Source organism: Prevotella sp. oral taxon 317 str. F0108 (assembly GCF_000162415.1).
GTDB lineage: Bacteria > Bacteroidota > Bacteroidia > Bacteroidales > Bacteroidaceae > Prevotella > Prevotella conceptionensis.
In genome coordinates, this window is sequence record NZ_GG740074.1 from 303,758 (window position 1) to 326,998 (window position 23,241).

The window sequence follows — 23,241 nt, forward strand, 5'->3', positions numbered from 1 at the left end:
AAATTATCTGAACTGCAATACCAAGTTGGCCATAAGTTGTTTGCCACTTATGATACATGGTATGGACAACTTGCATTTTCGGCCTTCTACAACTTCGGCATCAATGGCTATTGTGTAGACCTTTATAAGCATTTCTCGCGGCAAGACATCAAAACCGATAGCATTATACGAAACAACGGCCCCATCTGCCAGTTTCTCTTCGTATCGTTTACATCTGCCGTTTGCAGTGTAGAAATCAAGAAAAGGCTGTTCACCAACGGAAATAGTTTGCTCGCATCGGTTTAAAATGCACACATGAACGATGATCTCCCGCTTTGCAAGAATGCTTATTTGTCTGATAGACAATTGAACACTATCAATCTCCTTATTGCATTCAAGTGAGCCTATCACCTATTATAAGGTTGTTTCATCCGCTTAGTTGCGTAGCAGAAAGTTCACAAAAAAACGCCCCTACCCTCACGGATAGAGACGTTTAATTTATAAGTCGATAACTGTTGTTTATTCAGCCTTTGCTTCTTCGGTAGCTTCTGCCTTGGGAGCCTCTTCAGCCTTAGGAGCTTCTTCGGCAACGGGTTGAGCAACTTCGGCGGCAGCGGTTTCGCCTTCGGCCTTGGTGCTCTTGCGGCTACGACGTGTTTTCTTAGCCTCTGCCTTAGGCGTCTTGGCCATGTTCTCGTCGAAGTCAACCAGTTCGATGAACGCTATTTCAGCGGCATCGCCCTTACGGAAACCCAGTCGGATGACACGGGTATAGCCACCGGGACGGTCTCCCACCTTAGCAGCAACCACTTTGAACAGTTCGGTAACGGCATACTTGTTTTGCAAGTAGCGGAAAACCACACGACGCGAGTTGGTGGTATCTTCCTTTGAACGTGTGATAAGCGGTTCTACATATTTCTTCAAGGCTTTTGCCTTGGCGAGAGTCGTAGTGATTCTTTTGTGCATAATCAGCGAAATGGCCATGTTAGCAAGCATGGCATTGCGGTGAGGTGCAGTACGACCCAGGTGGTTGAATTTCTTATTATGTCTCATTTTTATTTTTCTTAAATAGCGGAGGGGTAACAGCTGCGTGGGTGAAGGCTGTTGGCCCGCACCCACTCGCGCTGTGGTTTAGTCCCTGTCCAGTTTATACTTTGAAATGTCGGTTCCAAAAGACAGATTCAGACCCAAGAGCAAATCATCAAGCTCTGTGAGCGATTTCTTACCAAAGTTGCGGAACTTCAAGAGGTCGGTCTTGTTGTATTGCACAAGGTCGCCCAGTGTTTCCACATCGGCTGCTTTGAGACAGTTGAGGGCGCGAACGCTGAGGTTCATGTCCACAAGCTTGGTTTTAAGCAGCTGACGCATGTGCAGCACTTCCTCGTCAAACTCTTCGTTGGTGTCAACGTCTTGGTTCTCAACGGCGATTTTCTCGTCGGAGAAGAGCATAAAGTGATAGATGAGGATTTTAGCGGCCTCTTTCAGTGCGTCTTTGGGACTGATGGAGCCGTCCGTCGTTACGTCGATAACGAGCTTATCGTAGTCGGTTTTTTGTTCAACACGATAAGGCTCAACCGAATAGCGCACGTTACGGATTGGGGTGTAAATGGAATCGATAGGAATTACATTCACATCGGTGCAGAACTCACGATTTTCATCGGCAGGCACGTAGCCACGTCCTTTGTTAATGGTGAGATCAATCTGCAATGAAGCTTTGGCATCTAAATGACAAATCACCAAATCGGGGTTTAACACTTCAAATCCAGTCAGATACTTGCCAATGTCACCAGCTTTGAACTCAGTGGTGTTCTCAACCGTGATACTAACTTTCTCGTTCTCGAATTCTTCTACTACTTGCTTGAATCTTACTTGTTTCAAATTCAAGATAATGTTGGTCACATCTTCCTTTACACCAGGCACAGAAGAGAACTCGTGCTCAACACCGGCGATGCGCACGGTATTGATGGAGAAACCTTCAAGCGATGAAAGGAGAATGCGGCGGAGGGAGTTACCGATGGTAACGCCGAACCCAGGCTCAAGTGGACGAAATTCGAAACGACCGAATTTGTCGTTGGCCTCCAACATTACAACTTTATCAGGTTTTTGAAATGCTAATATCGCCATTAATTCAATGATTTATTTAGAGTACAACTCAACGATTAACTGTTCCTTAATGTTCTCAGGAATGTCGGCACGCTCGGGCTTGTGCAGGAACTTACCGCTCTTTGAAGCGTCGTCCCACTCAATCCAGGGGTACTTGCTGTGGTTGAAACCAGCCAAGGCAGCCTCGATAACTTCGAGCGACTTAGCTTTCTCGCGCACGCCGACAACTTGGCCGGCTTTCACTGAATAAGAAGGAATGTTTACTACCTTGCCGTCTACCACGATATGCTTGTGGCCAACGAGCTGGCGTGCGGCTGCACGGGTAGGAGCCAGACCAAGACGGAACACTACGTTATCGAGACGACTTTCGAGGTTTTGCAACAGCACCTCGCCGGTGATGCCGCTAGCCTTAGCTGCCTTCTCGAACATGTTGCGGAACTGACGTTCCAACACGCCGTAAGTGTATTTAGCCTTTTGCTTCTCTGCCAACATGGCGCCGTACTCGGAAGTTTTCCTACGACGGTTGTTGCCATGCTGTCCAGGAGGGAAGTTTCTCTTGGACAAAACTTTGTCTGCGCCGAAGATGGGTTCACCAAAACGACGAGCAATTTTAGATTTCGGACCTATGTATCTAGCCATTTTCTATTTTATAACTTTTTTGTTTGTGTATCTTTGTTGCCTGCCACAGGGTGCAAGCGTTGGGAAAGGTGCGTGTTATACGCGGCGACGCTTGGGAGGACGACACCCATTGTGGGGCAGCGGTGTAACGTCGATAATCTCGGTTACTTCGATACCTGCACCGTGCACGGCACGGATGGCACTTTCGCGGCCGTTGCCTGGACCCTTAACGTAGGCTTTCACCTTACGGAGGCCGAGGTCGAATGCCACCTTGGCGCAATCTTCGGCTGCCATTTGGGCTGCATAGGGAGTGTTCTTCTTAGAACCACGGAATCCCATCTTACCAGCCGACGACCAAGATATTACCTGACCTTCGCTGTTAGCCAAAGACACAATGATGTTATTGAATGAGCTATGAACATGAAGTTGTCCAAGAGCGTCTACCCTGACGTTTCTCTTCTTTGTTGCTATTTTCTTTGCCATAATTTCTTTTTAGTTTAAAAGTTTCAAGTTTCGAGTTTTAAGCATCGGGGCAAGCCCCGCCTTTCAACTTCCAACTAAATATTACTTCGTAGCCTTCTTCTTGTTAGCAACAGTCTTTTTCTTTCCTTTACGGGTGCGAGCATTGTTCTTGGTGCTCTGGCCGCGAACGGGAAGACCGTTACGATGACGTACTCCACGATAACAACCAATGTCCATGAGACGCTTGATGTTCAATTGAATCTCCGAACGGAGATCACCTTCAACTTTGAATTCAGCGCCGATAATTTCACGGATTTTGGCTGCCTGGTCGTCAGTCCATTCGCTGACTTTCAGGTCACGGTTCACACCAGCCTTGTCCAATATCTTTGCTGAACTACTTCGACCTATACCATAGATATAAGTCAATGCGATTTCGCCACGCTTGTTTTGGGGCAAATCTACTCCAACAATTCTTATTGCCATTTGTTAATGATAAATGATTTGATAATGATTAAATGTTTAACCCTGACGCGTCTTGTACTTAGGGTTCTTCTTGTTGATAACGAACAAGCGACCTTTACGACGAACAATCTTGCAGTCGGCTGTACGTTTCTTCAACGATGCTCTTGTCTTCATATTCTAAATTGAATTATTTGTATCTAAACACAATCCTACCCTTGGTAAGGTCGTAGGGGCTCATCTCCACCTTTACCTTATCGCCAGGCAGTATCTTGATGTAGTGCATCCTCATCTTTCCTGATATGTGGGCCGTTATGGGGCAACCATTCTCAAGCTCCACGCGAAACATCGCGTTAGACAATGCTTCTACAATTGTTCCATCTTGCTCAATAGCAGATTGTTTTGCCATAAATTAACTCTTTGCTTTATCTGTAAGTTCTTTTCTCGTTTCTCGAACAGTTCGTCTGGTAACCACGGGGCAATTTTCAAGCAAGCCTGTCATTGCATGTCGGGCTGAACGAAACGTTCTTTTTCGTTTCTCGAAAAGTGCGTTTTCTCGCCATGACAATGTCCGAGCAAGCTCGACATTGTTCATTTGGCTTAACGAAAACGTTCTATTTCTTCGAATGATGATAAAATCTCGGCCTTACCTTTCCTGATGGCGATGGTATGCTCGTAATGAGCGGCCCAACTGCCGTCGATGGTGCGGATAGACCATTTGTCGGGCAAGAGCCCTATGCGACGATCGCCCATCGTAACCATCGGCTCGATGGCGATACACATGCCTTCTTTAAGCATCATGCCGCTTCCGCGACTGCCATAATTGGGCACTTTGGGTTCTTCGTGCATTTCGCGGCCGATGCCGTGGCCGGTTAGTTCGCGCACAATGCCATACCCGTAGCTCTCGCAAAACGATTGCACGGCATGGCCAATGTCGCCAAGATGGTTGCCAGCAACGGCAGCCTCGATGGCAAGATACAGCGACTTTCGTGTCACAGAGAGGAAATCTCTGACATTTTGTGCCACATTTCCGACACAAAACGTGTAACAACTGTCACCATTATACCCAGCAAGAAGTGTGCCACAATCGACGGAAATAATATCTCCGTCTTTCAACACCGTCTTTTCACTAGGCACGCCGTGCACCACAACCTCGTTAACCGAGGTGCAGATGCTCGCGGGGAAAGGCCCTCCAAAAGGATTGGGAAAGTTCTTGAACGTGGGGATGGCCCCATGATCGCGGATGAACTCGTCCGCTATCTTGTCCAATTGGAGGGTCGTTACGCCCGGAACAATATGTTTGGCCAATTCTGCCAAGGTTTTACCAACGAGTTGGTTGGCCTGGCGCATCAGCTCGATTTCATCTTCAGTCTTGAGATAAACCTTCATTTGCGAAGTTCACAAGGCAAATCAATAAGCCGAAGGCACGCCTGCGGCGTTACGGGTATGGCCCGAATTGAGCAACCCATCATAATGGCGCATCATGAGATAGCTCTCTATCTGCTGCAAGGTGTCGATAACCACACCCACGAGAATGAGCAACGAAGTTCCGCCGAAGAATTGCGAGAAACCTTGTTGCACGTTGAGCAATCCGGCCAACGCGGGCATCACGGCGATGAACGCGATAAACAGAGAACCGGGAAGAGTGAGACGCGACATCACCGTGTCGATGTAGTCGGCCGTGTCTTTTCCTGGCTTAATGCCTGGTATGAAACCGTTGTTGCGTTTCATGTCTTCAGCCATCTGAGTGGGGTTGAGCGTGATTGCCGTATAGAAATAGGTGAACGCGATGATGAGCGTCACATAGATGATGTTATACAGCAAAGAGCGGTTGTCCATCAGCGACTGTACCACATAGCTTGCATTCTCGGATTGGTATTTCACAAGAGCCAAGGGAATGAACATCAAGGCCTGTGCAAAGATGATAGGCATAACGTTGGCTGCGAAAAGCTTGAGGGGCACATACTGACGTGCGCCGCCGTATTGCTTATTGCCAACTACGCGCTTGGCATATTGCACGGGAACCTTACGTGTGCCTTGTACCAAAAGTATTGCGGCACAAACGATGGCATAGAGAACGAGTATCTCGACGATGAACATGACAAGACCGCCACCTGCGATTGCTTCTAGGCGCGAACCCGCTTCCTGGATGAAAGCCTGTGGCAAGCGGGCGATGATGCCAACCATAATAATCAATGAGATACCGTTTCCTACTCCCTTGTCGGTGATACGCTCGCCCAACCATAGAACGAACATACTACCTGCTGCAAGTATGATGGTGGCAGGAATCATAAACACCGACCATGAGATGCCAGAGGCCAAGGCACCCTCGGCCTGCATCTTTAGGTTGATAAGGTACGACGGTGCCTGAAACAGTAGAATAACTACCGTCAGAGCACGCGTGTACCAGTTTATTTTCTTCCGTCCACTCTCGCCTTCACGCTGCATCTTCTGGAAATATGGCACTGCCACGGCCAAAAGCTGCATCACGATGGAGGCTGAGATGTAAGGCATGATTCCCAACGCGAAGATAGAGGCGTTGGAGAATGCACCACCGGAAAACATATCCAAAAGCGACATCAAGCCACCAGAGGTCTGCTTTTGTAGTGTGTCGAGCTGGGACGGGTTGATACCGGGAAGTACTACAAACGATCCAAAACGATAAATAGCTACAAATAGAATGGTGATGAGGAGACGCTGACGCAGGTCCTCAACTTTCCAACAGTTCTTTAGTGCCTCGATAAACTTTTTCATTGTCTTAGATTAAAGTAGTGTTACCTCCTGCTGCCTTGATGGCCTCTTCGGCAGACTTGGAGAATGCGTTAGCTTCAACAGTGAGGGCGGCCTTGATTTGGCCGTTGCCAAGAACCTTCACGAGCAACTTGCCATTGAACAGGCCAGCCTCTTTGAGTTCGGCAACACCGATTTTGGTCAACCCCTTCTTCTCGGCCAAAGCCTGAAGTGTTGAAAGGTTAACGGGGAAATACTCCTTGTGATTGATGTTCTTGAAGCCCGACTTCGGCACGCGGCGTTGCAACGGCATCTGTCCACCTTCAAAACCAATCTTCCTCTTATAACCGGAGCGCGACTTGGCACCCTTGTGTCCACGGGTAGACGTTCCGCCCAAGCCCGAACCTGGGCCGCGACCGATACGACGACGTGAATAAGTGGAACCAGCAGCCGGTTTCAAATTATGTAATTTCATAAATGTGCTAATTTGACTAAGTTTGTTATTCAACTACGGTTACCAGATGGTGAACCTTTCTAATCATACCGCGGATGCTGGGAGTGTCTTCCACTTCAACAACCTGAGAAATCTTGCGAAGTCCCAGACACTGGAGCGTACGCTTCTGGTCGATGGGGTAACCAATCTTACTCTTTACTTGTTTGATTTTAATCGTTGCCATGATGTTGCTCCTTATCCGTTAAAAACTTTGTCCATACTGATACCACGAACACCGGCGATGGTATAGGCGTCGCGCATGAGGCTGAGTGCCTCGATGGTGGCCTTCACCAGGTTGTGGGGGTTGGAAGAACCCTTCGACTTGGCAATCACGTCGGTGATGCCACAGCTCTCGAGCACGGCACGCATAGCACCACCAGCCTTCAAACCGGTACCGGCAGCAGCTGGTTTAAGCAATACCTGTGCTCCACCGTACGAAGTTTCCACTTCGTGGGGAACGGTGCCTTTGAGTACGGGAACCTTAACCAAGTTTTTCTTTGCAGACTCAACGCCCTTGGCGATAGCCGTTGTTACTTCGCCGGCCTTACCCAGACCGTAACCGATAACGCCATTGCCATCACCCACAACGACAATAGCAGCGAACGTAAAGGTACGACCACCCTTTGTTACCTTGGTAACACGGTTGATGGCAACCAAGCGGTCTTTCAATTCTGCGTCACTATTCACTCTTACTTTATTCATTGCCATAATCGTTTAAAAATTAAGTCCACCTTTGCGGGCTGCATCAGCCAATTCTTTCACACGGCCGTGATAGAGGTAGCCGTTACGGTCGAATACAACGGCGGTGATGCCAGCAGCCTGTGCCTTTTGGGCAACAAGTTCGCCTACCTTCTGTGCCTGTTCTTTCTTAGGCATAGCTTCCATACCCAGCGAAGAGGCAGAGGCAAGGGTGGTGCCGGTGATGTCGTTGATAATCTGAACGTAAATCTGCTTGTTCGAACGGAACACGCTCATGCGGGGACGCTCGGCAGTACCGTTAACGCTCTTGCGAATTCTATATTTGATTTTAATTCGTCTTTCTACTTTCTTTGTTGTCATAATCGTCTAAATTTAAAGTTACTTAGCTGAGGCCGTCTTACCAGACTTCCTGCGAATAACCTCACCCTTGAACAAGATACCTTTACCCTTATAAGGTTCGGGCTTGCGGAAAGAACGAATTTTAGCGCAGATGAGACCCAGCAACTGCTTGTCGCAAGACTCCAAAATCAACAAGGGGTTTTGGTTTCTTTCCGACTTGGTTTCTACCTTCACTTCGGCAGGGAGCTGAATGAAGATGGGGTGCGTGTAACCCAAGGAGAACTCGATGAGGTTGCCTTGGTTGGATACGCGATAACCTACGCCGACAAGTTCCAACACCTTGGTGTAACCTTCGCTTACGCCAACAACCATGTTGTGAACCAACGAACGATACAAGCCGTGGAATGCTTGTTTCTGCTTAATGTTTACGGGGCTGTTTTCATCTACTTCGAAGACAATCTGACCATCTTCAATGTTCACCTTGATGGAAGAGTCGACATGTTGCGACAACTCGCCCTTGGGACCTTTAACGGTAACTACGCCGTTGGCCTGAGTAACGGTAACACCCGCGGGGATGCTGATTGGCAATTTACCTATTCTTGACATACTTATACCCTCCTTATTAATAAACGTAGCAAAGCACCTCGCCACCAATCTTCAAGGCGGCAGCCTCTTTGTTAGTCATTACACCTTGGGATGTAGATAAGATGGCGATACCTAATCCGTTAATTACTCTCGGCATGTCTTTATAGCCGGTGTACTGGCGCAAACCGGGAGTAGAGACACGTTTCAGGCTCGTGATGGCGTTGGCCTTTGTCACGGGGTCGTACTTCAAGGCAACCTTGATTGAACCTTGGGGGCCGTCTTCCACGAACTTGTAGTTCAGGATATAACCCTTTTCGAAGAGAATCTTGGTGATCTCTTTCTTCAAATTAGACGCAGGAACTTCAACCACGCGATGGTGCGCCATGATTGCGTTCCTAAGTCTGGTCAGATAATCTGCTATTGGATCTGTCATATTATAAAATGTTTAATTGATCGGGACTTTCCCGACAATATTAAATGATTTTCTTGTTTGCAGATGGAAGGTTAGGATTAGCGACAAGCCATCAGCCACATGGGACAACGCCCCGCCACTAATCGTAAACTTTCATCTTGCTCCGTGATTACCAGCTTGCCTTCTTCACGCCGGGGATAAGTCCGGCCGAAGCCATCTCGCGGAACTGGATACGCGACAGACCGAACTGGCGAATGTAGCCTTTGGGGCGGCCAGTAATCTTGCAGCGATTGTGCAGGCGGATGGGGTTGGCGTTCTTGGGAATCGACTGCAACTTGCGAGCTGCCTCGTAAGCTTCGGCGTAATCCTCAGAAGTAGCGATAATCTTTTTCAGAGCAGCACGCTTCTCGGCGTAACGGGCAACGAGCTTGGCACGTTTCACCTCGCGGGCTTTCATTGATTCTTTTGCCATATTGCTTAATCGTTTTTAGCGTTCTTGAAAGGAAGGCCGAATGCCTTCAACAAAGCGTATCCCTCTTCGTCGGTGTTGGCAGTGGTAACGAACGTGATGTTCATACCCTGAATGCGGTCGATGCCGTCGATGTTGATTTCAGGGAAGATAATCTGTTCGGAAATACCGAGCGTATAGTTGCCACGACCGTCGAACTTGCTCTCGATACCCTTGAAGTCGCGGATACGAGGCAACGACACGCGGATGAGTTTCTCTAAGAACTCGTACATTCTCTCGCGACGAAGGGTAACCATCACACCGATGGGCATCTTCTTGCGGAGTTTGAAGTTGGCGATGTCTTTCTTCGAATACGTTGCAACAGCCTTCTGACCCGTGATGGCGGTAATCTCGTTGATGGCCACCTCGATAATCTTCTTGTCTTGCGTAGCGTCGCCCAACCCTTGGTTGATAACGATTTTCTTCAAGACAGGAACCTGCATGGAAGAAGAATAGTTGAACTGCTTTTGCAATGCCGGGGCGATAGTCTCGGCGTAAACCTTCTTTAATTGTGCTGTATTCATTATTAAATCACCTCCCCGCTTTTCTTGGCGACACGCACTTTCTTGCCGTCGTCGGTTCTCTTCATTCCTACACGAGTAGCCTTGCCACTCTTAGGGTCAATCAAACTCAAATTCGAGACGTGGATGGGTGCTTCCTGCTTAACGATACCACCTTGGGGGTTCTTTGCAGAAGGCTTCATGCTCTTGGAGACCATGTTCACGCCTTCAACGAGGGCGCGCTGCTTAGCCACCAAGACTTTGAGCACCTTACCCTTCCGGCCCTTGTCGTCTCCGGCCAGAACGATAACCTCGTCACCTTTTCTAATATGTAACTTACTCATTACTTTCTGTTTATTAAATATTAAAGAACCTCAGGGGCCAAAGAAACCACCTTCATGTTAACGGCGCGAAGCTCGCGAGCAACGGGGCCGAAGATACGGCTACCACGAATTTCGCCGGCGTTGTTGAGCAACACACAGGCGTTGTCGTCGAAACGAATGTAAGAACCGTCGGCACGACGAATCTCTTTCTTCGTACGAACAATCAGGGCCTTTGATACCGCACCTTTCTTCAAATCACTTGAAGGGATAACGTTCTTGACAGAAACGACAATCACGTCGCCCACGCTAGCGTAACGGCGGCGGGTTCCACCCAATACGCGAATGCAAAGAGCCTCGCGCGCACCGCTGTTATCACATACTGTAAGTCTTGATTCTGCTTGTATCATAATTACTTAGCCTTTTCAATTATTTGAACTAATCTCCATCGCTTCGTTTTGCTCAAAGGACGGGTTTCCATGATAAGAACCGTGTCGCCGATGTTGGCTTCGTTCTTCTCGTCATGAACATGGTACTTCTTCGTTTTCTGAACGAACTTACCATATATCGGGTGTTTCTCTTTGAACTTAGCTGCAATAACAATGGTTTTATCCATCTTGTTGCTCAAGACAACACCCTGTCTTACTTTTCTTAAATTTCTTGTTTCCATCTGTGGACCATTATTATTTGTTAAGTTCTCTCTGACGAAGTTCCGTCTTCATGCGAGCGATGTCGCGACGAGCGCTCTTGATCTGCGATGGATTTTCAAGCGGGGTGATGTTATGGTTGAGCTTCATCTGGTCGTAAGCTGCCACAGCATTCTCCAGCTTCTCGGCCAAGTCCTTGGTCTCGAGTTCTTTCAGTTCTTTCATCTTCATATCTTAAGCGTTTTTATCGTAATCACGTCTAACAACAAACTTGGTTTTAACGGGCAGTTTCTGTGCCGCAAGGCGCAAAGCCTCTTTGGCGATGTCGAAACTTACGCCTTCCACTTCGAAGAGGATGCGGCCGGGAGTGACGGGTGCCACCCATCCAGCGGGATCTCCCTTACCCTTACCCATACGCACGTCGGCGGGCTTGCGGGTGATGGGTTTGTCGGGGAAGATGCGAATCCAAACCTGGCCTTCGCGTTGCATATATCTGTTCACGGCCACACGTGCTGCTTCAATCTGGCGGCTGTCTATCCATTTGGCCTCAAGGGTCTTGATGCCGAACGAGCCGAACGCCAATTGCGTACCACGGCTGGCATTGCCTTTGTTGCCGCGGCCGTCTTGTGGTCTTCTATATCTTACTCTTTTGGGCTGTAACATAATAACTTCTTACTTTTAGCGGTTATTGTTTCTCTTACGATTACCGCGGCCCGAACGGCCACCAGCGTTATTAGAACGGCCACCACTCTGCTTGTCCTGAGTAAAGTTAGGCGTGAGATCGCGGTCGCCGTAAACTTCGCCACGGCAAATCCACACCTTAATACCCAGAAGACCAACCTTGGTCAGCGCCTCTGCTTGGCAGTAATCGATGTCTGCACGGAAAGTATGGAGCGGCGTACGGCCTTCCTTATACATTTCCTTACGGGCCATTTCGGCACCGTTGAGACGTCCTGTGATTTGAACTTTGATACCCTCGGCACCAGCACGCATCGTGTTTTGAACGGCCATCTTGATAGCACGGCGGTAAGCAATCTTACCCTCTACCTGGCGAGCGATGTTGTTCGCAACAATTGTGGCGTCTAGATCAGGCCTCTTCACCTCGAAGATATTGATCTGGATATCCTTCTTATAGAGTTTCTTAAGCTCTTCTTTGAGCTTGTCAACGTCTTGTCCACCTTTACCAATGACGATACCGGGGCGGGCTGTGCAAATGGTGATGGTAACCAGCTTCAGCGTACGCTCGATGACGATGCGCGAAACGTTGGCCTTAGCCAAGCGCTCGTTGAGATACTTACGTATCTTCATGTCCTCAACGATGTTGTCGCCGAAGTTCTTTCCACCAAACCAATTTGAATCCCAACCACGGATAATACCTAGACGGTTGCTTATCGGATTAACTTTCTGTCCCATTATCTATTTATTTTTCGTCGTTAGTTTTGGCGTCAACAAACAGAGTAACGTGGTTCGAACGCTTGCGGATGCGATAACCGCGCCCTTGGGGGGCCGGTATCATGCGCTTCATCGTCACGCCCTCGTCAACAAACACCTTGCTTATGTAAAGTTCTCCTTCGTCAGCCTTGCGGTCGTTTTTCGTTTCCCAGTTGGCCACAGCCGAACGCAACAGTTTCTCTACGTCGGCAGCTGCCTGCTTTTTGGAAAACCTGAGCACGCCCAGAGCACGGTTAACCTCCATTCCGCGTATCATGTCTACAACGTAGCGCATCTTACGTGGGGAAGAAGGAACGCCTTTGAGCTTGGCAAAATACAAATTTTTACGGGCCTCCTTCATCTTTTCGGCCGCTATATGTTTTCTTGCTCCCATTATTATTCCTATAATTTAAATGGTTGTCCCTTTACTTCCTGTTACCAGAGTGGCCGCCAAAACGACGCGTGGGAGAAAACTCGCCCAGCTTGTGGCCAACCATGTTCTCGGTAATGTAGACAGGGATGAATTTGTTTCCGTTATGAACTGCCACCGTATGACCCACGAAGTCGGGGGAAATCATCGATGCCCTAGCCCATGTCTTAACGACACTCTTCTTGCCACTTTCGTTCATGGCCAGAATTTTCTTCTCGAGTGATACGTTGATATATGGTCCTTTTTTTAATGAACGACTCATAATTTACTCTTTAATTATTTTTTAGCTCTTTCAATGATATACTTGTTAGACTGCTTTTTGGGTGCGCGTGTCTTCAGACCCTTAGCATACAAGCCCTTGCGCGAGCGTGGGTGTCCACCGCTCTGACGGCCTTCGCCACCACCCATGGGGTGATCTACAGGGTTCATAACAACACCACGGTTGTGAGGACGACGTCCCAACCAGCGAGAACGGCCTGCCTTACCAGACTGTTCCAAGGCGTGGTCAGAGTTGCCTACACTACCCACGGTAGCCTTACAAGCGGAGAGAACCTTGCGGGTCTCGCCTGAAGGAAGCTTAATAACACAATAACTGCCCTCACGAGAAGTCAACTGAGCAAAATTACCAGCCGAACGAACCAACAGAGCTCCTTGTCCGGGGCGCAATTCAATGTTGTGAATTACGGTACCTACGGGGATGTTTGCCAAGGGGATGGCGTTTCCAATCTCAGGAGCCGCCTCCGCACCCGACAACAACGTGGAGCCCACTTGCAGTCCATTGGGAGCAATAATGTAACGTTTTTCGCCGTCAGCATAATACAACAAGGCGATACGAGCCGAACGGTTCGGATCGTATTCGATTGTCTTCACTACGGCGGGAACACCATCCTTCTCTCGCTTAAAGTCGATTACACGATACTTCTTCTTATGGCCGCCGCCCATATAGCGAACGGTCATCTTACCGGTGTTGTTTCGACCACCAGTTGAGCGTTTTCCGTAAACGAGAGACTTCTCTGGCACGGATGCAGTAATCTCCTCGAACGTGCCAATAATCTTGTGTCTTTGTCCCGGGGTTACCGGTTTAAACTTACGTACTGCCATTTCTTATTTTAAATATTGCTGTAAAAATCAATTTCGTCGCCAGCCTTCAAGGTGACGATAGCCTTCTTGTAAGCGCTCTTCTGTCCTCTCACGAGGCCGGCGCGCGTATAACGGCTCGAACGCTTGCCTGCATAACGCATAGTGTTTACGTCCAACACCGTAACATTATACAAGTTCTCGATTTCGCTCTTAATCTGCAGCTTGTTGGCTTCGGGGCGAACGATGAAACCATAACGCGGCGTAGCTGCCTTGGTCCTAACCTCTCCCTTTACCTTGTAGCTTTTATCGCGAGAAGACTTTTCTGTAATTGCCGTCATCTTCTCGGTGACGATAGGTTTTATGATAAATCCCATTTTCTTTTGTCTCCTTTTACTTGTTTAAGATTCCGTCGATAGCCTCCAACGATTTCTCAGTAATAACAAGCACGTCGGCGTTCAACACCTTGTAGGCGTTGAGGGCGCTGGCGGTCATCACTTCGGAACGTTGCAAATTACGAGCCGACAAATATACATTTTTATTCACATTTGGCAAAAGAAGCAAAGACTTACGCTCTCCCAATTGAAGATTTTTAACTATATTTACGTATTCTTTTGTCTTTGGAGCTGCCATTTCGAAGTCTTCAACCACGATGATGGCATTTTCTTTTGCCTTGTAGCTCAGGGCCGACTTACGAGCCAGAACCTTCACCTTCTTATTAAGCTTAAAGCTGTAATCACGAGGCTTGGGGCCAAACACGCGAGCACCGCCAACTAGAACGGGCGAGTTGATGTCGCCACGGCGTGCGCCTCCACCACCTTTTTGGCGGCCGAGCTTGCGGGTCGAACCGCTCATCTCACTTCTTTCCTTCGTTTTGGCTGTGCCTTGGCGTTGGTTAGCGAGATACTGCTTCACGTCTAGATAAAGAACGTGGTCGTTGGGCTCGATGCCGAAAATCGCGTCGTTGAGCACAACTTTCCTTCCGGTCTCCTGACCGTTGATATTCAATACGCTAACTTCCATTATTTCTTAATTAAAAGGGTTGAACCATTGCATCCGGCAACACTACCTTTCACAAGGATGAGGTTGTGTTCAGGAATTACCTTTAACACTTTAAGGTTCTGAGTCGTTACTCTGTCACCTCCCATTTGGCCGCCCATGCGCATGCCCTTGAACACCTTTGCAGGGTAAGAACAAGCACCGATTGAACCCGGTTTGCGAGCGCGGTCGTCCTGTCCGTGAGTGGTTTGTCCCACACCGCCGAAACCATGACGCTTAACAACTCCTTGGAAACCCTTACCTTTCGAGGTTCCTACTACGTCTACAAACTCGGCGCCTTCGAAAAGGTCCACCGTGATGGTGTCACCCAAGTTGTATTCCGTATCAAACTTGAACTCGGCCAAGTGCTTCTTCGGTGTCGTTCCTGCCTTTTCAAAGATACCGGCCATCGCTTTGGTGGTGCGGTTTTTCTTTGCCTCGCCGTAAGCCAACTGAACAGCCTTGTAGCCGTCGGTCTCTACGGTCTTAACCTGGGTAACAACACAAGGACCAGCTTCGATAACAGTGCACGGTACATTTTTACCGTCGGCACTGAAAACGGATGTCATTCCGATTTTTCTTCCAATTAATCCTGGCATTTCAATAATATATTAATAAAATAAATAGTTTAAACGTTTATAAGCTGTAAGGTTTATCAAGCTTGCTGCGCGTCTGCATCGTTAAGTGTAAATGCCAACGCGCCTGCTTTGCTCTCATAAGCCATTCACTACACCTTGATTTCTACTTCCACACCACTGGGCAATTCTAGCTTCATCAGTGCGTCTACGGTCTTAGCCGTCGAGCTGTAAATGTCGATAAGACGTTTGAAGTTTTGCAACTGGAATTGTTCGCGGCTCTTCTTGTTAACGAAGGTGCTTCGGTTAACGGTGAAGATGCGCTTGTGTGTTGGCAAGGGGATGGGTCCGCTTACGATTGCACCTGTGGCCTTAACAGCCTTTACGATTTTCTCTGCTGACTTGTCCACCAACTTGTGGTCGTAACTTTTCAGCTTAATTCTAATTTTCTGACTCATGTCGATTAAGTTGTTTTAAATGATTATTATGTAGAGGAACGAAGTACGCCTGTTAAGAGTCATTCGCTAACCAACGCTCCGTTCCTCTGTTCTTACGATGTTGTTACACCAAGTCGGTGCGTCCCTTCACTTCTTCGAGCACTGCCTTAGCAATCGAGCTAGACAGCGGTGCGTGGTGATCGTATTCCATCGAGCTTGTTGCACGACCCGATGTGATGGTACGCAGGGCGGTAACATAGCCGAACATCTCTGCCAATGGCACTTGTGCCTTCACGATGCGAGCACCGCTACGAGCCTCGTCCATGCCTTCAACTTGGCCGCGACGCTTGTTCAAGTCGCCGATAACGTCACCCATGTTCTCTTCGGGCGTTACCACTTCAACCTTCATGATAGGCTCCATCAGCACAGGACCTGCCTTGGGGCAAGCGTTGCGATAAGCGTTGATGGCTGCCAATTCAAACGAAAGTTGGTCTGAGTCTACGGGGTGGAACGAACCGTCGGTCAACGTTACCTTCAAGTTCTCCATCGGATAACCACCAAGCACACCATTCTTCATGGCGCTCTCGAAACCTTTCTGTACCGAGGGGATGAATTCCTTAGGAACGTTTCCGCCCTTCACCTCGTTGATGAATTGGAAGTTGCCCTCCTTGTAGTCTTCGTCCTTAGGACCAACGGTAACGATAATGTCGGCAAACTTACCACGACCTCCACTCTGTTTCTTGTAAACTTCGCGAAGTGTAACGTCCTTGGTGATGGCCTCTTTGTAGTTAACCTGGGGCTTACCTTGGTTACATTCCACCTTAAACTCGCGCTTCAAGCGGTCGATGATGATGTCCAAGTGCAACTCACCCATACCCGAGATAATGGTCTGGCCACTCTGCTCGTCGGTACGAACGGTAAACGTTGGGTCTTCTTCGGCCAGCTTAGCCAATCCGTTGTCAAGCTTGGCAATGTCTGCCTGGCTCTTAGGTTCAACGGCGATAGAAATAACCGTATCGGGGAAGGTCATCGATTCCAGTACGATGGGTGCGTTCTCGTCGCAAAGCGTGTCGCCCGTGCGAATATCTTTGAAACCAACACCTGCGCCAATATCACCAGCGTCGATGCTTTCCATCGGGATTTCCTTGTTAGAGTTCATCTGGAACAAGCGGCTGATACGCTCTTTCTTACCCGAACGAGCATTGTAAACATACGAACCGGCCTCTACCTTACCCGAATAAACGCGGAAGAACACCAAACGGCCCATGAAGGGGTCGGTGGCAATCTTAAACGCCAAAGCCGATGTGGGAGCGTCTTCCGAAGGCTTACGCTCTTCCTCTTCGTCGGTGTTGGGGTTAACACCTACGATGGCCACAGTGTCTAGTGGTGAAGGCAAAAATGCGCAAACATAGTCCAAAAGGGGTTGCACACCTTTGTTCTTGTAAGAAGAACCCAATACCATAGGCGTAAGATCCATCGAGATTGTAGCCTTACGGATAGCAGCGATAAGTTCTTCTTCAGAAGGTTCAATACCTTCAAGATACTTCTCCATCAGGGCATCGTCGAAGTTGGCGGCGTTTTCCACCATCTTGTCGTGCCACTCCTTAGCCTCGTCCAAGAGGTCGGCGGGAATGTCTTCAATGCTGTATTCGGCACCCATCGTTTCGTCGTGCCAAAGGATGGCCTTCATCTTGATAAGGTCTATAACACCTTTGAAGTTTTCTTCGGCACCGATTGGTATCTGCACGGGGCAGGGGTTTGCGCCCAAAATGTCCTTCATCTGCTGAACCGTCTCAAAGAAGTCGGCTCCCGAGCGGTCCATCTTGTTCACGTATCCAATACGTGGAACGTTGTACTTGTCGGCTTGGCGCCATACGGTTTCCGACTGAGGCTGAACGCCGTCGGCAGCCGAATAGGTAGCCACTGCACCATCGAGAACACGCAGCGAGCGTTCCACCTCGGCGGTAAAGTCAACGTGACCCGGAGTGTCGATAAGGTTAATCTTAAACGACTTCTTATCATAGTTCCAGTTACACGTCGTAGCGGCAGAAGTAATGGTTATACCACGCTCCTGTTCTTGGGCCATCCAGTCCATCGTGGCGGCACCGTCGTGCACCTCACCTATCTTGTGGGTCTTACCCGTATAGAAAAGGATGCGTTCAGAAGTTGTGGTCTTACCGGCATCAATGTGAGCCATGATACCGATGTTACGAGTCAAATGTAAATCGCGATTTGCCATTGTCTTTTGTATACCTATTTATATATTAGAATCTGAAATGTGCGAATGCGCGGTTTGCCTCTGCCATGCGGTGCATGTCTTCTTTACGCTTGTAAGCGCCGCCTTGGTTGTTAAAGGCGTCCATAATCTCGGCAGCCAATTTGTCGGCCATGGTCTTGCCGCCACGTTTGCGGGCGTAAGAAATCATGTTCTTCATCGAGATACTTTCCTTGCGCTCTGCACGTATTTCGGTTGGAACTTGGAACGTGGCACCACCAATACGGCGGCTCTTCACCTCCACTTGCGGAGTGATGTTGTCCAAGGCCGTCTTCCAGATTTCGAGGGGCGACTTCTCTTCCTTCTCCATCTTTGCCTTTACGGTATCAAGGGCGTTGTAGAAAATTTCGTACGAGGCATTCTTCTTACCGTCGTACATCAAGTGGTTTACAAACTTAGAGACCTTTTGGTCGTTGTACACGGGATCGGGAAGGATCACGCGCTTCTTTGGTTTTGCTTTTCTCATTTTTGTTTTGAAAAAAAATAATTCTGCATGGGGTTGTCAACTGTTCTTCAACTTCCGCACCCGGATGTTTACTCAACCTTTTAGGCGTGTCATAAAAATTATCAAAACCCGCCTCAAACAATTCACCAGCAAAACGGTTTATACTTTCTTGGTGCCTTTATCGTCTGCACCTCGACGTTTCTGTTCACTTGTCTTTTTCTGAATAAGCTTTTAAGTTTGCAAACCCCGGCAAACACCTCTCGCCTAGCCCCGAAGTCCTTGCTACCGCAAGCCTTACCGGCATAAGAGTTCACGAACTTAAAAACTTATTGCGGCGCGCATCTTATTTCTTAGCGGCCTTAGGACGTTTTGCGCCATACTTCGAACGGCGCTGCGTGCGGTTGGCTACACCGGCGGTATCAAGCGTACCGCGAACAATGTGGTAACGAACACCAGGGAGGTCTTTTACACGACCGCCACGAACAAGCACGATGCTGTGCTCTTGCAAGTTGTGACCTTCTCCGGGAATGTAAGAGTTAACCTCCTTTTGGTTTGTCAGACGCACACGGGCAACCTTACGCATTGCCGAGTTAGGCTTCTTAGGGGTTGTGGTGTAAACACGAACACAAACGCCACGGCGTTGCGGACACGAGTCCAACGCAGGCGACTTGCTCTTGTCCACAAGCACCTTTCTGCCTTTTCTTACTAGCTGTGAAATAGTAGGCATAATTTTACTTTTTAATTTTATATGTTATTTTCGTTATTATCAAGCGAATACAGAAACGGCACAATATGCCTTTTCGGGGTGCAAAGTTACTAACAATTATCCTAACCACCTAATATACGCCCCTTTCATTTTCATTCACAATATGATATTTTGGTTTATTTAAACATTATTAACACGCAACACGTCCCCATCACCAAGCGAACACCCCCTAAACTCATCCCCCAACCCACATCATTCGCACGCTTTCAGTCGGTAAAATCATCAAAAACGTCCTTGTTTAAACATCAACTTCGCGAGGACCGCTACTTCTCCATAATCTAGCAAAAAACACAACGCAACCTACATCCAAAAGATGGCAAAATCTGTAAGAACAGGCAAGAGAGGCGTATAGGTAAAATTGGTCTACCCAACCTTACATTTCAAGCAAATATTAACACCTCACGGCTAGGACGTTTACCGACGAACCAACGCCAAACAACTATAAAAACACCAGCCAAACGAACATGCAACAATAGATAATGAGGATATACACAGAGAATAGTTGTCCTTCTCTATAACTCGCACAAAAGCCTTTACCCACATAGCCATCGGTTACAATGTGCAAAAGAGAAGGATATTTCGGAAAGCCAAAAACGCATTAGCACCCTTGGGTTACACATACAGCCTACAATCGCCTGCTGTTAAGCGTTACAAGTCATCGCTCACAAGCAGGCCATTGCAGGATGCATGCTCTGATAGGAATTTTATTTACGGCTAAGTTATGGCAACATCAAGTTTGGTTTGTCTAAACCAGCCCTAACTCCACTTGCCCTAGCTAAGCCATAAGCTATCCTTAATTTCCCTTCACCACATCAAACCGATAACCAAGTGTAAACTGGAAGGCACTAAACCTTGTCTGCGGCACGGCATACGTCAACCCCAAGTTGTATCGAGCCTCTACCACAAACTGATTAAACTCGTACGAAACTCCCAGAGGTATCGAGGCCTCCACAGCTTTAACGTCAGGGTCGTTGCGGTTTTCTTTCGAGCCTGGTCCCTCAATGGTATAACCATTGCTTACATTAAATCCTAACTGCAAACCCGTTTTAAGAGCAAGGTTCCTAGCCACATAGAAGTTAGCCAGCACAGGCACATTAATATAGTTGTAATTGTAAGTGTACTTAAACTCGCCCAAAGCGTATTTTGTACCTTGTTGCGAGTAAAGCAGACCAACAGACCAACCAAACTTGGCCTTAGTTTGCCACTCTGCTTCAAACCCTACAACCACCCCTGGCTTAAAATCAGAGTCATAGTGGTTGGTTAGTTTCGACAAATTCAACCCTATTTTAGGTTGCAACGATAACGACTTCATCTCATGCTGTGCGCTGGCAATGCCCATAGAAACAATTGCCAACATTAAAATCAAGACTATCTTCTTCATTCTTAATTATAGAACTATAAACGTATTACATTCCATCTATGCAAGTTCGGGATAAAAGTCCCTGTTTGCTAACTTTGATTTATTTATCCACCTTCATGTTCACAAAGTAAAAGGAATGCAAAAGGCACTAGATGTTAGCCAAAGCTACATGTTTCTGTACCAAGCCGCCTACTCTAAACAAGAACGCAAAAGGCAGATGCAAAGGTATGCACTTTACAGCACATAACCAAAGATACATCACACAAGAAACAACTAAGCGACACTCCTATATAAAGGAGTATGAAAAGATAAAGTTAATGACTTACAAACTTAACAACCCATAAACTTAGTAAACTCACTAACCCATGAACTTATGAACCAACAAACTCACAACCTCACAAAACCCATAAACCAAAAGAGTTAGCGCCATAATAATATTTTACGCCGCCAACCCATTCTAGAGAAAACAATGCACTAAAAGTAGGCATTTAGCCGATGCTTTCCATCTTCCACCGCCCTTTATTAATCCATTTTTAAGAGCACCGCCTGCATTTAGCCCCACTTAGCACCTCTATTTGCTTACCTACTCGTACTATCTCCAAGCCCAATTACCTGCGTTTAGCAACCAAAACCCACTGCTTAAAGTGCCAGTGTGCCCATGTCCGACACCTCTCTAATCCTACCTACCGTAATATAAAGTTCATTCCTTTCTCAAAGCGTTCAGCGAAGTGTACCATTTCTCCCCTCGACAGACCAACATCCTGCGCCATAGCCTCCCAACATTTCATGTTTTGGGTTACGTCGCCGATGATGCGCCTTGCAGCAGCATCGTCTAGCATATAGTTTTCGTGAACTTCAAACAACCTGTTCAAATCGCTGTCGTTGGTGTCATTATCAATCAGCAATGCCTGATAGCGGCTGTTGCTTGGGTTCAGGTCGTATGCAGGAGAAAGTTCCCACCCTCCCTTGGCAAGCATAAAGGCGTGATTTCTAAAATGATCGTCGGTGTTGCCAAGGCAGATGTTGAAGGCCACTCTTCGGTAAAGCTCTTCCAAATCGACCCCTACTTTTCTGCCACCACTTGAAACAATGAAGTCTACAATGTCCAGATACCCTTTACCTGTTTTCTCTCCGTCACCATCCGCAAAACCCAGCAACGTCAAAGAAGATGCCATGTGCACCCGCTGGTTGTCATCATTTCTGTCAAAACGTTTCGACAATAGGATGTCCTGCCCATTACCAGCCTTAACAATTTCCGTCTGTGCCACACTAATGCCACACGCTCTGGCCATGAGATGAGCGAAATGCTCCCAACGAGATACGTTTATCTCATCTTTTACCGATGGGAATTTGGCAAGGAAGAGGTGTCCTCCGCTTTCAACACACGCTTTTGGGCGCGCTCCGCCCATTGACGAACCCGGCTGAAAAAGACGTTGAACCCACTTCTCTTCCGGCACCATGTGCTTGTATTCGCTTTTTTCTATTTCCCCAGCCGCTTGCAAAAGCTCGTCAATGTGAAGTACAGGGGGAACGGCATAACCTGATGCGGCATTGACATACGCACCACTGGCAAGGTCTTTGAAACGGAACCCACCCATGCGGAGGCTGTCTTCCACACCTTTGAGATAGTCCCAGTCAGACAAGGTGGGTTTACCCATGCCCTTTCCCCTTTGTTCCTGTGCCATGCGTAGGTCTATCAGCCGTCGTCCCCACCTGTCTGGCAGTGCATCAGAGAAACAACCAAATATGCGGTTGTTACTTGGGCTGTATTGGATGCCGGTAAAGGGTTGCAAATCTCTGCCAAAGCAGATATCGGCATAACGTTTCAGCCAGTCACCGTCAAACTCAAATGAGAACACGTCAGAGCCTCGCAGGGTTTCATGTCCCAGCGTACCTACCTTCTCTTCTTTTTCCAGCCAATCAAAACAGGCCACTACGTCCAACTTTTCCATTGCCTATTTCTTTGATGCCCTTTTCTTAGTCTTTATCTCCATATCCTGTACCATTCGCCCGAGTATATCGTCTTGGGCAAGTTTCAAGATGTCGTCTTCGAGTTGCAGGGCGTTCAGAACCCTCGCCACCACGCCGAGAGAAACAGCAGACGAGCCTTTCTCCAAGCGTGATAACGTAAGGCGGCTGCATTGCGCCCGCTGTGCCACCTGATCCATCGTCAGATTTCTACGCAGTCTTGCTAGGCGAAACTGCTCACCAACGATATTCAGTTTCTCCTGCAACCCTCTGGTCATCCAGTTCGATTTGGTAAATTTCGTCATAATGTATCTTTTGTGATACAAAGATACGAAATAATGTTTAACTAATAATACTTTATATTGCTTGTTTTATAGCATGCCTTTTCTGCACATAAGCAAAGATCTATCACCTAAGAAACAGCTAAGCGACACCTATATATAATAAGGAGTGCGAAAAGATAAGGCATACTCCGCCTAGGGCATTCAACCCTATTCTCAATGAATGAACCGATTTGGGGTTTAACAAATTTCTTCACAGCCTGACAGTAAGGCACTATGTAGACCGTGAGCCGCATGAGCTGTA

Annotated in this window: 37 protein-coding genes; 1 reads left to right on the top strand and 36 read right to left on the bottom strand. The window is 47.8% G+C overall.

What is annotated here, in order from left to right; all coding sequences use genetic code 11:
- A partial coding sequence (locus HMPREF0670_RS10575; protein WP_044078149.1) for a hypothetical protein occupies positions 1-285 on the top strand: 285 nt, incomplete at its 5' end.
- Between the two features lie 213 nt (positions 286-498).
- Here the strand turns inward: HMPREF0670_RS10575 and rplQ are convergent.
- The 36 genes from rplQ to HMPREF0670_RS10755 all read right to left on the bottom strand — a co-directional run bounded on the left by rplQ (position 499) and on the right by HMPREF0670_RS10755 (position 22,961).
- Positions 499-1,032 carry a 50S ribosomal protein L17 gene (gene rplQ / locus HMPREF0670_RS10580; protein WP_044078150.1) on the bottom strand — a complete coding sequence of 178 codons (534 nt, stop codon included), beginning with the start codon at positions 1,030-1,032 and terminating at the stop codon, positions 499-501.
- 78 nt (positions 1,033-1,110) lie between these two features.
- A complete protein-coding gene (locus HMPREF0670_RS10585) occupies positions 1,111-2,103 on the bottom strand; it encodes a DNA-directed RNA polymerase subunit alpha (RefSeq protein WP_009231149.1) in 993 nt (330 codons plus the stop codon).
- A gap of 12 nt (positions 2,104-2,115) precedes the next feature.
- Positions 2,116-2,721, bottom strand: a complete 606-nt coding sequence (gene rpsD, locus HMPREF0670_RS10590; protein WP_009231150.1) for a 30S ribosomal protein S4 — start codon at positions 2,719-2,721, stop codon at positions 2,116-2,118.
- A gap of 75 nt (positions 2,722-2,796) precedes the next feature.
- A complete protein-coding gene (rpsK, locus tag HMPREF0670_RS10595; RefSeq protein WP_009231151.1) occupies positions 2,797-3,183 on the bottom strand; it encodes a 30S ribosomal protein S11 in 387 nt (128 codons plus the stop codon).
- A gap of 81 nt (positions 3,184-3,264) precedes the next feature.
- Positions 3,265-3,645 carry a 30S ribosomal protein S13 gene (gene rpsM / locus HMPREF0670_RS10600; protein WP_009231152.1) on the bottom strand — a complete coding sequence of 127 codons (381 nt, stop codon included), beginning with the start codon at positions 3,643-3,645 and terminating at the stop codon, positions 3,265-3,267.
- Positions 3,646-3,681: 36 nt separating this feature from the next.
- Positions 3,682-3,798 (bottom strand): 50S ribosomal protein L36, encoded by a 117-nt coding sequence (gene rpmJ / locus HMPREF0670_RS10605; protein WP_009231153.1) that lies wholly within the window; start codon positions 3,796-3,798, stop codon positions 3,682-3,684.
- Between the two features lie 13 nt (positions 3,799-3,811).
- Positions 3,812-4,030 carry a translation initiation factor IF-1 gene (infA, locus tag HMPREF0670_RS10610; protein ID WP_009160996.1) on the bottom strand — a complete coding sequence of 73 codons (219 nt, stop codon included), beginning with the start codon at positions 4,028-4,030 and terminating at the stop codon, positions 3,812-3,814.
- Between the two features lie 191 nt (positions 4,031-4,221).
- Positions 4,222-5,010: a type I methionyl aminopeptidase gene (gene map / locus HMPREF0670_RS10615; protein WP_009231154.1), complete on the bottom strand. Its 789-nt coding sequence runs from the start codon at positions 5,008-5,010 to the stop codon at positions 4,222-4,224.
- Between the two features lie 21 nt (positions 5,011-5,031).
- Positions 5,032-6,375, bottom strand: coding sequence for a preprotein translocase subunit SecY (secY, locus tag HMPREF0670_RS10620; protein ID WP_009231155.1), 1,344 nt, complete (start codon positions 6,373-6,375; stop codon positions 5,032-5,034).
- Positions 6,376-6,379: 4 nt separating this feature from the next.
- On the bottom strand, positions 6,380-6,826 hold the full coding sequence (rplO, locus tag HMPREF0670_RS10625; protein ID WP_009231156.1) for a 50S ribosomal protein L15: 447 nt from the start codon (positions 6,824-6,826) through the stop codon (positions 6,380-6,382).
- Positions 6,827-6,851: 25 nt separating this feature from the next.
- Positions 6,852-7,028, bottom strand: coding sequence for a 50S ribosomal protein L30 (gene rpmD / locus HMPREF0670_RS10630; RefSeq protein WP_009231157.1), 177 nt, complete (start codon positions 7,026-7,028; stop codon positions 6,852-6,854).
- Between the two features lie 11 nt (positions 7,029-7,039).
- Entirely contained in the window at positions 7,040-7,552 is a 513-nt protein-coding gene (gene rpsE / locus HMPREF0670_RS10635) for a 30S ribosomal protein S5 (RefSeq protein ID WP_009231158.1), read from the bottom strand.
- Positions 7,553-7,558: 6 nt separating this feature from the next.
- Entirely contained in the window at positions 7,559-7,903 is a 345-nt protein-coding gene (rplR, locus tag HMPREF0670_RS10640; protein WP_009231159.1) for a 50S ribosomal protein L18, read from the bottom strand.
- Between the two features lie 18 nt (positions 7,904-7,921).
- Complete coding sequence (gene rplF / locus HMPREF0670_RS10645) at positions 7,922-8,488, bottom strand: 50S ribosomal protein L6 (RefSeq protein WP_009231160.1); 567 nt, start codon at positions 8,486-8,488, stop codon at positions 7,922-7,924.
- Between the two features lie 16 nt (positions 8,489-8,504).
- Entirely contained in the window at positions 8,505-8,900 is a 396-nt protein-coding gene (gene rpsH, locus HMPREF0670_RS10650; protein ID WP_009231161.1) for a 30S ribosomal protein S8, read from the bottom strand.
- Between the two features lie 148 nt (positions 8,901-9,048).
- Positions 9,049-9,351, bottom strand: a complete 303-nt coding sequence (rpsN, locus tag HMPREF0670_RS10655) for a 30S ribosomal protein S14 (protein WP_009231162.1) — start codon at positions 9,349-9,351, stop codon at positions 9,049-9,051.
- A gap of 5 nt (positions 9,352-9,356) precedes the next feature.
- On the bottom strand, positions 9,357-9,911 hold the full coding sequence (gene rplE / locus HMPREF0670_RS10660; protein WP_009231163.1) for a 50S ribosomal protein L5: 555 nt from the start codon (positions 9,909-9,911) through the stop codon (positions 9,357-9,359).
- A gap of 2 nt (positions 9,912-9,913) precedes the next feature.
- Positions 9,914-10,231 (bottom strand): 50S ribosomal protein L24, encoded by a 318-nt coding sequence (gene rplX, locus HMPREF0670_RS10665; RefSeq protein ID WP_009231164.1) that lies wholly within the window; start codon positions 10,229-10,231, stop codon positions 9,914-9,916.
- A 20-nt stretch (positions 10,232-10,251) separates the two neighbouring features.
- Complete coding sequence (rplN, locus tag HMPREF0670_RS10670) at positions 10,252-10,617, bottom strand: 50S ribosomal protein L14 (RefSeq protein WP_009231165.1); 366 nt, start codon at positions 10,615-10,617, stop codon at positions 10,252-10,254.
- A gap of 2 nt (positions 10,618-10,619) precedes the next feature.
- A complete protein-coding gene (gene rpsQ / locus HMPREF0670_RS10675; protein WP_009231166.1) occupies positions 10,620-10,877 on the bottom strand; it encodes a 30S ribosomal protein S17 in 258 nt (85 codons plus the stop codon).
- Between the two features lie 13 nt (positions 10,878-10,890).
- Positions 10,891-11,085, bottom strand: a complete 195-nt coding sequence (gene rpmC / locus HMPREF0670_RS10680; protein WP_009231167.1) for a 50S ribosomal protein L29 — start codon at positions 11,083-11,085, stop codon at positions 10,891-10,893.
- A 3-nt stretch (positions 11,086-11,088) separates the two neighbouring features.
- Complete coding sequence (rplP, locus tag HMPREF0670_RS10685; protein ID WP_009231168.1) at positions 11,089-11,517, bottom strand: 50S ribosomal protein L16; 429 nt, start codon at positions 11,515-11,517, stop codon at positions 11,089-11,091.
- Between the two features lie 15 nt (positions 11,518-11,532).
- Positions 11,533-12,267: a 30S ribosomal protein S3 gene (rpsC, locus tag HMPREF0670_RS10690; RefSeq protein ID WP_009231169.1), complete on the bottom strand. Its 735-nt coding sequence runs from the start codon at positions 12,265-12,267 to the stop codon at positions 11,533-11,535.
- A gap of 7 nt (positions 12,268-12,274) precedes the next feature.
- Positions 12,275-12,679 carry a 50S ribosomal protein L22 gene (gene rplV, locus HMPREF0670_RS10695; RefSeq protein ID WP_009231170.1) on the bottom strand — a complete coding sequence of 135 codons (405 nt, stop codon included), beginning with the start codon at positions 12,677-12,679 and terminating at the stop codon, positions 12,275-12,277.
- A gap of 31 nt (positions 12,680-12,710) precedes the next feature.
- A complete protein-coding gene (gene rpsS, locus HMPREF0670_RS10700; protein ID WP_009161014.1) occupies positions 12,711-12,977 on the bottom strand; it encodes a 30S ribosomal protein S19 in 267 nt (88 codons plus the stop codon).
- A gap of 14 nt (positions 12,978-12,991) precedes the next feature.
- Complete coding sequence (gene rplB / locus HMPREF0670_RS10705) at positions 12,992-13,816, bottom strand: 50S ribosomal protein L2 (RefSeq protein WP_009231171.1); 825 nt, start codon at positions 13,814-13,816, stop codon at positions 12,992-12,994.
- Between the two features lie 8 nt (positions 13,817-13,824).
- Positions 13,825-14,169, bottom strand: coding sequence for a 50S ribosomal protein L23 (rplW, locus tag HMPREF0670_RS10710; RefSeq protein WP_009231172.1), 345 nt, complete (start codon positions 14,167-14,169; stop codon positions 13,825-13,827).
- 16 nt (positions 14,170-14,185) lie between these two features.
- Complete coding sequence (gene rplD, locus HMPREF0670_RS10715; protein ID WP_009231173.1) at positions 14,186-14,815, bottom strand: 50S ribosomal protein L4; 630 nt, start codon at positions 14,813-14,815, stop codon at positions 14,186-14,188.
- Positions 14,815-15,429 (bottom strand): 50S ribosomal protein L3, encoded by a 615-nt coding sequence (gene rplC, locus HMPREF0670_RS10720; protein ID WP_009231174.1) that lies wholly within the window; start codon positions 15,427-15,429, stop codon positions 14,815-14,817. Before rplC ends, rplD begins: the two co-directional genes overlap by 1 nt.
- A gap of 128 nt (positions 15,430-15,557) precedes the next feature.
- Positions 15,558-15,863: a 30S ribosomal protein S10 gene (rpsJ, locus tag HMPREF0670_RS10725; protein ID WP_009231175.1), complete on the bottom strand. Its 306-nt coding sequence runs from the start codon at positions 15,861-15,863 to the stop codon at positions 15,558-15,560.
- Positions 15,864-15,966: 103 nt separating this feature from the next.
- Complete coding sequence (gene fusA / locus HMPREF0670_RS10730; RefSeq protein ID WP_009231176.1) at positions 15,967-18,081, bottom strand: elongation factor G; 2,115 nt, start codon at positions 18,079-18,081, stop codon at positions 15,967-15,969.
- A 25-nt stretch (positions 18,082-18,106) separates the two neighbouring features.
- The gene (gene rpsG, locus HMPREF0670_RS10735; RefSeq protein WP_009231177.1) at positions 18,107-18,583 is read right to left on the bottom strand and encodes a 30S ribosomal protein S7; all 477 of its coding nucleotides are present in this window, start codon (positions 18,581-18,583) and stop codon (positions 18,107-18,109) included.
- A gap of 322 nt (positions 18,584-18,905) precedes the next feature.
- Positions 18,906-19,289 carry a 30S ribosomal protein S12 gene (rpsL, locus tag HMPREF0670_RS10740; protein ID WP_009231178.1) on the bottom strand — a complete coding sequence of 128 codons (384 nt, stop codon included), beginning with the start codon at positions 19,287-19,289 and terminating at the stop codon, positions 18,906-18,908.
- 832 nt (positions 19,290-20,121) lie between these two features.
- Positions 20,122-20,709, bottom strand: a complete 588-nt coding sequence (locus HMPREF0670_RS10745) for a porin family protein (RefSeq protein WP_009231179.1) — start codon at positions 20,707-20,709, stop codon at positions 20,122-20,124.
- Between the two features lie 662 nt (positions 20,710-21,371).
- On the bottom strand, positions 21,372-22,640 hold the full coding sequence (locus HMPREF0670_RS10750; protein ID WP_009231180.1) for a type II toxin-antitoxin system HipA family toxin: 1,269 nt from the start codon (positions 22,638-22,640) through the stop codon (positions 21,372-21,374).
- Between the two features lie 3 nt (positions 22,641-22,643).
- Entirely contained in the window at positions 22,644-22,961 is a 318-nt protein-coding gene (locus HMPREF0670_RS10755; RefSeq protein ID WP_009231181.1) for a helix-turn-helix domain-containing protein, read from the bottom strand.
- Between the last annotated feature and the right edge of the window lie 280 nt (positions 22,962-23,241).

Bases quoted from the DNA above. Each gene is read 5' to 3' on its own strand.
- rplP (WP_009231168.1), bottom strand. From the start codon at position 11,517: ATGTTACAGCCCAAAAGAGTAAGATATAGAAGACCACAAGACGGCCGC.
- rplE (WP_009231163.1), bottom strand. From the start codon at position 9,911: ATGAATACAGCACAATTAAAGAAGGTTTACGCCGAGACTATCGCCCCG.
- rplF (WP_009231160.1), bottom strand. From the start codon at position 8,488: ATGTCAAGAATAGGTAAATTGCCAATCAGCATCCCCGCGGGTGTTACC.
- rplR (WP_009231159.1), bottom strand. From the start codon at position 7,903: ATGACAACAAAGAAAGTAGAAAGACGAATTAAAATCAAATATAGAATT.
- rpsH (WP_009231161.1), bottom strand. From the start codon at position 8,900: ATGACAGATCCAATAGCAGATTATCTGACCAGACTTAGGAACGCAATC.
- rplX (WP_009231164.1), bottom strand. From the start codon at position 10,231: ATGAGTAAGTTACATATTAGAAAAGGTGACGAGGTTATCGTTCTGGCC.
- rpsN (WP_009231162.1), bottom strand. From the start codon at position 9,351: ATGGCAAAAGAATCAATGAAAGCCCGCGAGGTGAAACGTGCCAAGCTC.
- rpsL (WP_009231178.1), bottom strand. From the start codon at position 19,289: ATGCCTACTATTTCACAGCTAGTAAGAAAAGGCAGAAAGGTGCTTGTG.
- rpsK (WP_009231151.1), bottom strand. From the start codon at position 3,183: ATGGCAAAGAAAATAGCAACAAAGAAGAGAAACGTCAGGGTAGACGCT.
- rpsQ (WP_009231166.1), bottom strand. From the start codon at position 10,877: ATGGAAACAAGAAATTTAAGAAAAGTAAGACAGGGTGTTGTCTTGAGC.
- infA (WP_009160996.1), bottom strand. From the start codon at position 4,030: ATGGCAAAACAATCTGCTATTGAGCAAGATGGAACAATTGTAGAAGCA.
- rplO (WP_009231156.1), bottom strand. From the start codon at position 6,826: ATGAAATTACATAATTTGAAACCGGCTGCTGGTTCCACTTATTCACGT.
- rplN (WP_009231165.1), bottom strand. From the start codon at position 10,617: ATGATACAAGCAGAATCAAGACTTACAGTATGTGATAACAGCGGTGCG.
- rpsS (WP_009161014.1), bottom strand. From the start codon at position 12,977: ATGAGTCGTTCATTAAAAAAAGGACCATATATCAACGTATCACTCGAG.
- rpsJ (WP_009231175.1), bottom strand. From the start codon at position 15,863: ATGAGTCAGAAAATTAGAATTAAGCTGAAAAGTTACGACCACAAGTTG.
- secY (WP_009231155.1), bottom strand. From the start codon at position 6,375: ATGAAAAAGTTTATCGAGGCACTAAAGAACTGTTGGAAAGTTGAGGAC.
- rpsG (WP_009231177.1), bottom strand. From the start codon at position 18,583: ATGAGAAAAGCAAAACCAAAGAAGCGCGTGATCCTTCCCGATCCCGTG.
- rpsD (WP_009231150.1), bottom strand. From the start codon at position 2,721: ATGGCTAGATACATAGGTCCGAAATCTAAAATTGCTCGTCGTTTTGGT.
- HMPREF0670_RS10750 (WP_009231180.1), bottom strand. From the start codon at position 22,640: ATGGAAAAGTTGGACGTAGTGGCCTGTTTTGATTGGCTGGAAAAAGAA.
- HMPREF0670_RS10745 (WP_009231179.1), bottom strand. From the start codon at position 20,709: ATGAAGAAGATAGTCTTGATTTTAATGTTGGCAATTGTTTCTATGGGC.
- rplC (WP_009231174.1), bottom strand. From the start codon at position 15,429: ATGCCAGGATTAATTGGAAGAAAAATCGGAATGACATCCGTTTTCAGT.
- rpmD (WP_009231157.1), bottom strand. From the start codon at position 7,028: ATGGCAACGATTAAAATCAAACAAGTAAAGAGTAAGATTGGTTACCCC.
- rpsE (WP_009231158.1), bottom strand. From the start codon at position 7,552: ATGGCAATGAATAAAGTAAGAGTGAATAGTGACGCAGAATTGAAAGAC.
- rplD (WP_009231173.1), bottom strand. From the start codon at position 14,815: ATGGAAGTTAGCGTATTGAATATCAACGGTCAGGAGACCGGAAGGAAA.
- rpsC (WP_009231169.1), bottom strand. From the start codon at position 12,267: ATGGGACAGAAAGTTAATCCGATAAGCAACCGTCTAGGTATTATCCGT.
- rplQ (WP_044078150.1), bottom strand. From the start codon at position 1,032: ATGAGACATAATAAGAAATTCAACCACCTGGGTCGTACTGCACCTCAC.
- rplW (WP_009231172.1), bottom strand. From the start codon at position 14,169: ATGGGATTTATCATAAAACCTATCGTCACCGAGAAGATGACGGCAATT.
- map (WP_009231154.1), bottom strand. From the start codon at position 5,010: ATGAAGGTTTATCTCAAGACTGAAGATGAAATCGAGCTGATGCGCCAG.
- rpsM (WP_009231152.1), bottom strand. From the start codon at position 3,645: ATGGCAATAAGAATTGTTGGAGTAGATTTGCCCCAAAACAAGCGTGGC.
- rplB (WP_009231171.1), bottom strand. From the start codon at position 13,816: ATGGCAGTACGTAAGTTTAAACCGGTAACCCCGGGACAAAGACACAAG.
- rplV (WP_009231170.1), bottom strand. From the start codon at position 12,679: ATGGGAGCAAGAAAACATATAGCGGCCGAAAAGATGAAGGAGGCCCGT.
- rpmJ (WP_009231153.1), bottom strand. From the start codon at position 3,798: ATGAAGACAAGAGCATCGTTGAAGAAACGTACAGCCGACTGCAAGATT.
- fusA (WP_009231176.1), bottom strand. From the start codon at position 18,081: ATGGCAAATCGCGATTTACATTTGACTCGTAACATCGGTATCATGGCT.
- rpmC (WP_009231167.1), bottom strand. From the start codon at position 11,085: ATGAAGATGAAAGAACTGAAAGAACTCGAGACCAAGGACTTGGCCGAG.
- HMPREF0670_RS10755 (WP_009231181.1), bottom strand. From the start codon at position 22,961: ATGACGAAATTTACCAAATCGAACTGGATGACCAGAGGGTTGCAGGAG.
- HMPREF0670_RS10585 (WP_009231149.1), bottom strand. From the start codon at position 2,103: ATGGCGATATTAGCATTTCAAAAACCTGATAAAGTTGTAATGTTGGAG.